General features: G+C 46.7%; 8 protein-coding genes. All 8 read right to left on the bottom strand.

Going from position 1 to position 10,412, the window contains the following annotated elements; translation table 11 throughout:
- Positions 1-1,289, bottom strand: a 1,289-nt coding sequence (gene tldD, locus QVA83_RS20050) for a metalloprotease TldD (protein WP_287498873.1), incomplete at its 3' end; no start/stop codon positions are given.
- Entirely contained in the window at positions 1,282-2,100 is an 819-nt protein-coding gene (locus QVA83_RS20045) for a carbon-nitrogen hydrolase family protein (RefSeq protein WP_287498872.1), read from the bottom strand. The genes tldD and QVA83_RS20045, both read right to left, overlap by 8 nt.
- Positions 2,093-6,088 (bottom strand): YhdP family protein, encoded by a 3,996-nt coding sequence (locus QVA83_RS20040; protein ID WP_287498871.1) that lies wholly within the window; start codon positions 6,086-6,088, stop codon positions 2,093-2,095. Before QVA83_RS20040 ends, QVA83_RS20045 begins: the two co-directional genes overlap by 8 nt.
- Before the next feature lie 26 nt (positions 6,089-6,114).
- Positions 6,115-7,581 (bottom strand): ribonuclease G, encoded by a 1,467-nt coding sequence (rng, locus tag QVA83_RS20035; protein ID WP_014947913.1) that lies wholly within the window; start codon positions 7,579-7,581, stop codon positions 6,115-6,117.
- Positions 7,578-8,168: a Maf family protein gene (locus tag QVA83_RS20030; protein WP_287498870.1), complete on the bottom strand. Its 591-nt coding sequence runs from the start codon at positions 8,166-8,168 to the stop codon at positions 7,578-7,580. Before QVA83_RS20030 ends, rng begins: the two co-directional genes overlap by 4 nt.
- A gap of 36 nt (positions 8,169-8,204) precedes the next feature.
- Positions 8,205-8,681 carry a rod shape-determining protein MreD gene (gene mreD, locus QVA83_RS20025; protein WP_287498869.1) on the bottom strand — a complete coding sequence of 159 codons (477 nt, stop codon included), beginning with the start codon at positions 8,679-8,681 and terminating at the stop codon, positions 8,205-8,207.
- Entirely contained in the window at positions 8,674-9,576 is a 903-nt protein-coding gene (mreC, locus tag QVA83_RS20020) for a rod shape-determining protein MreC (RefSeq protein WP_014978010.1), read from the bottom strand. Before mreC ends, mreD begins: the two co-directional genes overlap by 8 nt.
- A 37-nt stretch (positions 9,577-9,613) precedes the next feature.
- Positions 9,614-10,412: rod shape-determining protein (locus QVA83_RS20015; protein ID WP_287498868.1), on the bottom strand; the 799-nt coding region annotated here is incomplete at its 5' end.

The raw sequence follows: 10,412 nt of genomic DNA, 5'->3' as shown, positions 1-10,412 counted from the left end.
CCGTTACCAATTAAGGTAGCCCCTTTCACCGGTGCGGTAATTTTACCGTTTTCAATTAAGTAGGCTTCCGCGCTGGAAAACACAAATTTTCCTGACGTAATGTCTACCTGTCCGCCAGCAAAGTTCGGCGCGTAAATACCTTTGTCGATAGACGCGATAATTTCCTGCGGATCGTGTTGGCCTTCCAACATATAAGTATTCGTCATGCGGGGCATAGGCAAGTGTGCATAAGATTCACGACGACCGTTACCGGTAGGCGCAACGCCCATAAGCTTGGCGTTATGTTTATCCTGCATATAACCTTTCAAGATACCATCTTCAATAAGCACGTTGTGCGCTGTTGGTGTACCTTCATCGTCTACCGACAACGAGCCACGACGGTCGTTTAATGTGCCATCGTCAACAACCGTCACGCCTTTTGCTGCAACGCGCTGACCAATGCGACCGCTAAATGTTGATGCACCCTTACGATTAAAGTCGCCTTCAAGGCCGTGCCCTACCGCTTCGTGAAGTAATACACCGGGCCAACCGTTACCTAATACTACAGGCATAGCGCCTGCCGGTGACGCCACAGCCTGCATGTTTACGCGTGCCATGTGAAGGGCATCTTCTGCCAAGGTTTCGTAATACGGTTTTCCGTTTTCGTCTTGCTTAAAGAACGAGTAGGCATAGCGACCACCAGCCCCCGCTGAACCACGTTCACGTCTATCGCCTTGTTCTAGCAATACCGAGCAGTTCAAGCGCACCAGCGGGCGAATATCAGTAGCTAAAGTACTGTCACTGCCAGCAACTAAAATTTCTTCATACACACCGCTTAAGCTCACCACTACCTGATTAGCAGACGGCTCTTGTTTACGGATATAAGCATCTACTGCTTTTAAAAGCGAAATTTTCTCAGCGTCTTGCATCGCAAGAATAGGGTTATTTTCGCTGTATCGCGCTTGCACTGGTTTTTGTCCAAGCGAAGCAACTTGTTGTGAACCGCCGCTTGGCGCAATGCCACGAGCCGCTTTACACGCTTTGGTCAACGCTTCTTCGCTTATTTCATCTGAATAAGCGAACCCTGTTTTCTCGCCGCTAATTGCACGCACACCTACGCCGCGCTCTATGTTATAGCTGCCTTCTTTAATAATGCCGTCTTCCAACACCCAGCTTTCGTGCTGGCTTGACTGAAAATATAAATCGGCATAGTCGGTATCGTGACGATGAATAGTCGCTAAAGCACGCTCTAGCTTAGAGATATCTAGCCCTGAGTCAGATAATAAATGACGCTCAACAGATTTAGACAAAGTGACTCCTGAATCGGTTATGTTCGGCAACCGGCATATTCTGTTTAATGGTTTCTCTTTCTGCAATATCTACTTTTGCCGAGACTAACCCTACGTCGGTTTTGCGTTCGGCAAGGGTCTCCCCCCAAGGCGACAGTACAAGACTGTGACCGTATGTTTCGCGGCCATTTGCATGCACACCACTTTGATTTGCAGCTACCACAAAGCACTGCTTTTCAATGGCTCTGGCTTGCAACAACGCATGCCAATGCGCTTCTCCGGTGCGCTGGGTAAAGGCCGCTGGCAACACCAAAATATCGATATCGCCCATTGCAGTAAATAATCCTGGAAAGCGTACATCATAGCACACCGCAAGACCAATGTTGCCTATTGGCGTTTCAACAGTAACCACCTTGCTGCCCGCTTCGGTTGTCGCCGATTCACGATAACTGCCCGTGTTGTCGTTAACTGATACATCGAACATGTGAATTTTGCGGTAGTCTGCCAACACATCACCATCGGGGCCAAACAGCATGCAGGCTGCGGAAAACTTCTCTGGGCTATTGGTTTTCACTGGAAACGTACCCGAAACCAGATAGCACTGATATTGTGCAGCAAGCGCTGACAAACGTCGCTGAATCTCACCTTCGCCCTTTGTTTCTGCCACAGCAAGTTGGCCTTTGTCTTTACCGCCGAAATAAGCAAAACACTCTGGAAGCACAACTAAACTGTCTTTCTCAATCTTTGCCGATGCCATTTCGTTTGCAACGGTGTCGAGATTTTCTTCCACGCTTGGCGCAGATGTCATTTGTAATGCAACTAAATTAACCATCGATCACCTCCATTTTAAGCCTGCGTACGTCATCTTCCGTTATTGGCCTGTCTTGCGGGTTGGCTGGTACAGGCGCATTTTGCGCAGGTAAGCTGATGTCTTTGCTGTTGCGCTCAACTTCGTCGAACTTAGGATCTTTTATGGTACCTGTAACGCGATAGTTCACATTTGAAATGACTTTCGCAGAGGTTAGCACCTGATCTATGGCAAGAGCAGCGAGTGCAGTAGGCGGCGTAGCCAAGAAATACACTAAAAACGGTAAGTTCCCAGTTACGTTCGGTGCGAACGATACGTTGTAATTTAATCCACCGGTATTGAGATCGGTGAAGCCCGTGATCTCTATTTCACCAGCGCCGCCGTCAATTTCAGTATCGTCAGTATACGCTTTGCCATCAACAATACTTAACGTGCCGCCCATATCGTCGTAGAAAAACCCCTTAGCAAAAACGTCTCGAAAATCGAGGCTGAGCTTCCGCACTAACGAGTTCAAGCTAAACAGGGTAAAGATACGTGACCCCTTATCACTCAACTCAGTTAGATACCCATCTGAGAGCGACCACTCAACATTACCGTTTAGCTGTTCAAACCCGAAATCCATCGGCGCATTTGGCCAGTTGATATCAAACGCCACATTTGCGCTAGAATCTTTTATACCTGATTCAACACCGTACTCTTTTAGCATCTGCCCAACGTCGGGAGACGTTAATGTTCCGTTTAACGCGCTTTGAATCTCGCCTCCCATGTGCTTCCAATAACCCGTTGCGGTAACGTTAGTTTCATCAGATTTCACTAGAAGCTGGCGAATGGCTAAACCATTCTCTTCCTTCGCGATGTCTAAGGTAATTTCACCTAAATCGATGCCGTGCACGCCACAGGACTGACAATAAAAATAAATGGGCGGTAGCGTATTTGGGTCAATATTGTAGGGCGACTCGCCTTCCTCACTTGGCATAACACTATTCGTAGCTAACTCAACGCCGCTCTCTGAACCGTTTTTTGTCGCCCCCCCGGCTTGAGCAGGCTTCTCTAGTGATAAATAGTCGGCATTTATCTCAATGCCCTGCTCGTCTAAATCACTATTAATACGAATAGTGGCTCTTGCCTGAGGCGACGCTAAGTCTAGGATCCAATCTTTATTGCGTTCTGTTGCACTAAGCTGCGCATCTTTAATACTGTGGCCAGCAAAATTTAGCTTGTCGGCTTTGGCGAATATCCGCGAGGGAGTACCAAACAAATTCGCTTTTTTGCTTTCGTTTGATTGGATACTCGATTGAGCATTTGTTTTTGCAACGGCGGTGCTGGTGTCTTTCCCTTTACCGGAAAGTAACATATTTATAGTGGTAAACCATTCTTGCACATCAGCTTGAGCTAGATTCGCACTGATACTAAAACCTGTACCAATATTGGCTATATCGCTTTCGCCAAGTGCCAAGTGCGCACGTGAAAACTGCATTTCTTTGTGCGGTAGTACGCCATCAAAACGAATGTTATCACCAAGTGACGCCTCCACATTTGATGCTTTGCTATCGCCTTTACTGGTAATAAGCAGCGGTAAACTGCTGCCCGCTGGCGTATCGAAGGGAGCAGGCAATACACTTTGTGTCGCCGTTAAATCTGCAGTTAAATTGGCAGTATAGTTAAACCCACTGTTTGAAAGCGACAGTTGAACTGTAGTGTTCCAATCACTTTCGCCGTCGATGTATTCGGTGAGGTCTGTATTCACATAGTTAGCCAGCGGGTGTACATGCCATCGCCCGCCTAACTCTACATTTAGGTCGTATGTGTCGCCCTGTCTACCGGATAGCGACAAGTTCACCGGCTGTTTAAGAAACTGCGCCTGAAGCCCACTTGCGTCTATATCGCCATTAACAAATGACACCTCTCCCGATGCCTTATCAAATAGCATATTTGTGGTCGCAACAAAAACGGGGTTATTCGACAAGTGCGCCGTTCCCGATGCCACCACATCTTTGCCTTTAAACGGGATATCAAGCTTTATATCGGCAGATAGAGGCCCGCCAATTTGCACGTCTTCGTTAAGTACTTTGCCTAAAGATTTTTTAAGGGACGAATCCATCATTAACGCGGTTAGCGCGTTACCAGTGCCAGTACCATTGGCATAAATAATCAGGCGAGCATCTGGACTAAAGCTTGGAATGGCAGCCGACATATCACTGATTTTCATACCAGCAAGCGTCGCACTAGGGCTCTCCATCACTAATGCATTATTCACAAAATACAAAGATAGGTCTAAGTTATTAAGTGCCGGCCAGTCTGGCGCAAAAAGAAAATCCCCCTGCTCAATATCGACATACGCCTGAAAAATGCCTGTGTTGTCGTCAAACGGGAAGTCACTCGTGCGACCGTGCCACAGCACGCGCGCATTTGCGATTTCACCTTCTCCTGTAAACGCACGAGTAAGGTATTTGTCGGTATTGGCCCCCATTAAAGAAGGGGGAAATAAACTGCTCACCTCATTTAGCGCCAATGGGCTTACATCCACATAAAGCGACATAAACCCTGTCGACGTATTCAGTTTAAACTGCGGGTGAAGAGTAACGACATCACTATCGAACAGCATATCGCTGCCTTTTACTACCCACTGCTTGTCTTCGCTATCTATCTGCTCTGGGTAAATATAAAACTGAGATTTAAACAGGTTTATATTGACGTCTTTCTTAATTACGCCGTTGGCACTTAGTAAGCTATCCGCACTCTCTAAGTAGATAGCGCCATTATTTTTATACCAGAAAAAGTCTGCATCTAGCGACGAAAGACCTGGTACCTTATCTGTTTTGTCCCACTGCAAATCTAGCACTTTAGCTGCTAAAGAAGGCTGGCCGTTGTGCCATTGAACCTGCAACGTGGCCAACTCGCCTTTTGGATTAAGCCCGCGTATTTCTTCTTCACTGGTATCATCCATGAAAAGCGGTAACAGCAGCAGAAAGGGGTTAATTTGCACTGGCTTTACGGTGTTTATCAGCGCATCACCATTTGCACTTATACTGCCAATTAGGTCTGTTGTAAGGGTCTCGTTGCTCGAATTAAGCACCAATTGATCCACTCGGACATTCCAGCCTCCCTGTCTGTTCTCATCGTTAGGCAACGCCTGAAGACTACCTCCGCTGATACCTGTTACCGTTTTCGCGCGGCCACTGCCCCACTCTAAAAGGCTTTCACTAAGCTCGGCTTGTACGCTAGTGACTTCACTTTGAGAAAAGTTAGTCCATACTTCAAAGTTTGCGCGGCTTTGCGCTAGTGGACGCTTGGTTTTGATGAGATCGCTAACCCACGGAGAAATATCGAGCTCTTCTGCTTTGGCGTAAAACACGCCGTCAAAGTCTTCCCGCGTGCCCGTGATATCAATTATAAACGACGCCGAGTTAGCCGCTAAATCTGCAACCTTAAGCTGACCTAAACCTTGGTGTCGCTCTTCATGGTTGTTCCACGATAAACTTTCAATATCAAATGAATTGGTTTCATTAAGATGAGTGACAGATACCACCCCGTCTTCTAACGAGAAGCTTTGAAGCTGCTCTAAAAACAGACGCTCTAGTGCATTTACTACAGGGAAGTTATTCTTATCGCCTCCAGAAAGACGATCGGCGTCAATATCAAGCTTAAGACCACGCAGCTCAAAACGGGTAGATGAGATAAGTTGGTGGCGTAGCGATTCCCAAAAATCTAGCTCGACGTAGATTTGCCTGATATCCAATGCAACAGGGGAAGCATCGTTTTTAGCCAACGACACCGAATTGAGCACAATACTTGGACCATTGCGCTGCCAAACAGCATGCACACTTTGGATGGATAGGTTTACGCCATACTGCTCATTAATATAATTTTCCAACAGGTGTTTGTTGTGCTCAATATGCGGCAGAGCATAGCGTGCAGCGCTTAAAACAAGCGCGAAAAGTACAAGCAATACGGCGAGTAGCAGCCAAAACTTCTTAAGTAGATAAGCGGCTACCGACGAAAAATTTGTCACATTTTGCCTTTGTATACGTTAATGCATTACATCATGACGACGTCGTACTTATCCTGATTGTACAATGTTTCTGTTTGAACCTTGATTTGTTTAGACACAAATACTTCCAGTTCTGCCAGCATATGAGACTCTTCACCCATTAAGGCTTCCGCCACTTTTGGTGAAGCGTAAACCACAAACTTGTCTGCGTCGTAGGCGCGATTCACCCGTACAATTTCACGCATAATTTCAAAGCAAATGGTTTCAATGGTTTTTACCGTGCCTCGCCCTTTACACACCGGGCATTCTCCGCACAATATATGCTCAATGCTTTCACGGGTGCGTTTACGGGTCATTTCAATTAGCCCTAGCGCAGTAAAACCGTGAATATTTATCTTGGCTCTGTCCTTGTTCGTCGCCACCTCTAATGAGTGTAAGACACGTCGTTTGTGGTCTGGTTCAATCATATCGATGAAGTCGATAAGGATCATCCCACCCAAGTTGCGCAATCTTAACTGACGGGCAATTGCCTGCGTCGCCTCAATATTGGTGTTAAAAATCGTTTCTTCTAAGTTCCGGTGGCCAACAAAAGCGCCCGTATTAATATCGATTGTAGTCATCGCTTCGGTCTGATCAATGATCAAGTAGCCGCCAGATTTTAAATCGACACGGCGTTCCAAGGCTCGCTGCGCCTCATTTTCCACATCGTATAAATCAAAAATAGGTCTATCACCCGGGTAGTATTCGAGCTTGCCGTTCATTTCAGGCACGTACTCTTTGGTGAACTGGTGAAGTTCATTGAATGATAGTTTCGAGTCGATTCGAATTCTGTCGAGCTCTGTACCAACAAAGTCGCGTAGCACTCGTCGTGCTAGCGGTAAGTCTTCGTAAAGCACGTTCGACTTACGCTTTTTCATACGCGACTGAATTTTATCCCACAGCCTTCGCAAAAATGCTGCGTCGGACTGCAGTTCGTTTTTGCCCACGCCTTCAGCCGCAGTACGCAGAATGAAGCCACCGTTTTCATCACAAAACTCTTGCACCAGCGACTTTAAGCGCTCTCTTTCTGCTTCTTCTTCAATGCGTTGAGATACGCCTACGTGAGTCACCGAAGGCATAAATACAAGATAACGGCTGGGGATAGTAATGTCTGTGGTAAGGCGTGCGCCTTTGGTACCGATAGGATCTTTCACTACCTGAACCACAATATCTTGACCGTCTCGCACCAACTCGCGAATGTCTTGCTTTTGAATATGGCTTGCCGAGACTTCTTCAGCAATTTCATTGTGAATGACAATGTCAGATGCATGTAAGAAGGCGGCCTTTTCTAAACCGATATCAACAAATGCTGCCTGCATTCCCGGTAATACACGGCTAACTTTACCGCGATAGATATTGCCAACCAAACCGCGTTTGGTATGACGCTCTACGTGAATTTCTTGCAGTATTCCGTTTTCAATAAGCGCCACCCGTGACTCTGACGGGGTAACGTTAATAAGCAGTTCAGCACTCACGACACAACTCCAAATGCATTAAGTAATTGGCGGGTTTCGTACAGTGGTAGGCCTATTACGGCACTTGCACTGCCGTTAATGGAAACTACAAACTCACCACCAATACCTTGAATAGCGTAACTCCCTGCTTTGTCGGCAGGTTCTCCTGTTTCCCAGTATGCGTCAATTTGCTCATCCGTCAATGCTGCAAAAGTCACAGATGTGGTAATTACTTGAGTCTGCTGCTGAGCGTTATCAAGCACACAAATAGCGGTAAGGACGTCATGAGTTTTACCAGAAAGCATAGTGAGGATGCGCTTAGAATCTGCTTTGTCTTCTGGCTTGCCAACACTTTGTCCGTTAAACGATATTAGGGTGTCGCTGGCCAGAATAACCTTGTCGTCGGTCATTGCCTGCTGATCCTCAAGGTATGCTTTCACCACTTGGGCTTTTTCACTGGCAAGCCTTGCGACAAGCTCCATCGGTGGCTCGTTGTCACGGGGCGACTCGTCAATATCGGCAGGCTGTATTGTATGGGCTATGTTCATTTGCTTGAGCAAAGCGGTGCGTCGTGGAGAGGCTGACGCTAACACTACCGATTTTGTCATTGGCTTACCTTTGGTTTAATCGAGAACGTGTTTGGGTTACGAAATTGAAAACTGTCTGCGCGTGCGTCGAAGCAGCCAAAATACCCACGGCCACAACACCATTGACGTTATCACTGGCCACAGGTAATCGACTTGGAAATAAATATCAGTCAGTAGATGCTGCACCCAAAATGTAAGTAAGTGATATAGCGCCGATAGTAGGCCGATAATAATGGCTTGCTGCCATACAGAATAATTACGCAACCGCTGGTAGTTAGCTGCTAAAACGTATACGCATATACTCAACCCAAGGCTATGAATACCTAAGGTTGTGCCTACCAATACATCCATGGCTACGCCCGTTAAGAAGGCTACACCCACATTCACTCTGTGGGGCAACGCCATGCTCCAATATGCTAATACAACCAGCACCCAGTCAGGACGGTACACATCTACTTGAGTGGGCAGTGGAACAATTTGCAGTACCAGAGCAACTAACAGACTAACCCATATAACGAGGTTACGTTTACGCATCTGAAGATTCTTCCTCGTTTACAGCTGGCTTATCAGTGTCGTCAGTTGAGTTAGCATCAGACTCATTTTCTGACTCAGGTGTGTGCCATAACAGCAATAGGTGTCGAAGCCTGTCTAGGTTTGCTAAAGGTGTGACAATAACACGAGCAAAAGGGCGGCTTTCATCTCGGACGACTTGTGACACTCTTGCCACAGGATAACCTTCTGGAAAGACCTTTCCTAAGCCAGACGAAATTAATGTGTCACCTTCTTGAATATCGACACTATGAGGAACATGCTCTAGATACAGCTCGTTTAGTGCGCCGCTTCCGGTAGCGATAAAGCGAATATCGTTTCGAAGAGATCGCACAGGAATAGCGTGGGTAACGTCGGCAATCAGCAATACACGGCTGTTTGTAGACCCAACTTCCATTACCTGACCCACTATGCCCTTATCATCAATAACTGGCTGAGACAGATATACGCCATCTATCGCCCCCTTGTTGATAACCACCTGCTGGCTGTACGGGTTTTTATCCACCGCCATTAACTCAGCAACCATTTTTCGAGAAGAAACCCGAATAGGTGCCTGCAGTAACTCTCGTAATTGCGCGTTTTCTTTCGCAATTACATCGAACTGCTGGAGCTTTTCGCTCATTAACAACAGCTGATTATTAAGTTTCTGGTTTTCGGCCAGCAATTGCTCTTGAGAGGTAAGGCGCTGGGCACTTTCATTTAGCATTAAACCGGGAAGGTTTGCTAAATACTGAAGTGGGCTCATTAATGAGTTGAGATAAACCCGCGTTGATTTGAAACCGTCTAGCTTATGATCGACAAATATCAGAATCACCGACAGCACAAGCGCCAGTGTAAGCCTGTTATTTAACGAAGGGCCGCGGGTAAAAATAGTATCCATGATACAAATAAGGCAACCTTACGGTTGCCTTTCCTGTTTATTCGTAGCTAAACAGGTCGCCACCGTGAAGGTCAATCATATCGAATGCCTTACCACCGCCGCGTGCTACACAAGTAAGCGGATCATCAGCAATAACAACTGGAATGCCCGTTTCTTCCATTAGCAATCTATCTAAGTCTTTAAGTAACGCGCCACCACCGGTAAGTACCATACCGCGCTCAGAAATGTCTGAAGCAAGCTCTGGCGGAGACTGTTCTAGCGCCACCATAACGGCTGAAACAATGCCGGTTAGTGGCTCTTGAAGCGCTTCAAGAATTTCGTTTGAGTTAAGCGTGAACCCGCGAGGTACGCCTTCTGCTAGGTTGCGACCGCGCACTTCAATTTCGCGCACTTCTTCACCTGGATAGGCAGCACCTATTTCATGTTTGATGCGTTCAGCGGTTGCTTCACCAATTAGTGAACCGAAGTTACGACGAATGTAGTTGATAATAGCTTCATCAAACTTGTCACCACCAATGCGAACAGATGATGAATAAACCACACCGTTAAGTGAGATAATAGCTACTTCTGTAGTACCACCACCGATATCGACCACCATTGAACCGGTTGCTTCAGATACCGGTAAACCCGCACCAATTGCAGCCGCCATTGGCTCATCGATAAGGTAAACTTCACGAGCGCCAGCGCCTAGGGCTGACTCTTTAATTGCGCGGCGTTCTACCTGTGTTGAACCACATGGAACACATACCAATACACGCGGGCTAGGACGCAAGAAATTGTTGTCGTGCACTTGTTTAATAAAGTGCTGAAGCATTTTCTCGGTCACATAAAAGTCG

The organism is Alteromonas sp. AO-Serp (genome assembly GCF_017849675.1).
Lineage (GTDB): Bacteria > Pseudomonadota > Gammaproteobacteria > Enterobacterales > Alteromonadaceae > Alteromonas > Alteromonas macleodii.
Note: the sequence above shows the minus strand (reverse complement) of the source record. Positions and strands in the feature narration are given on the sequence as shown.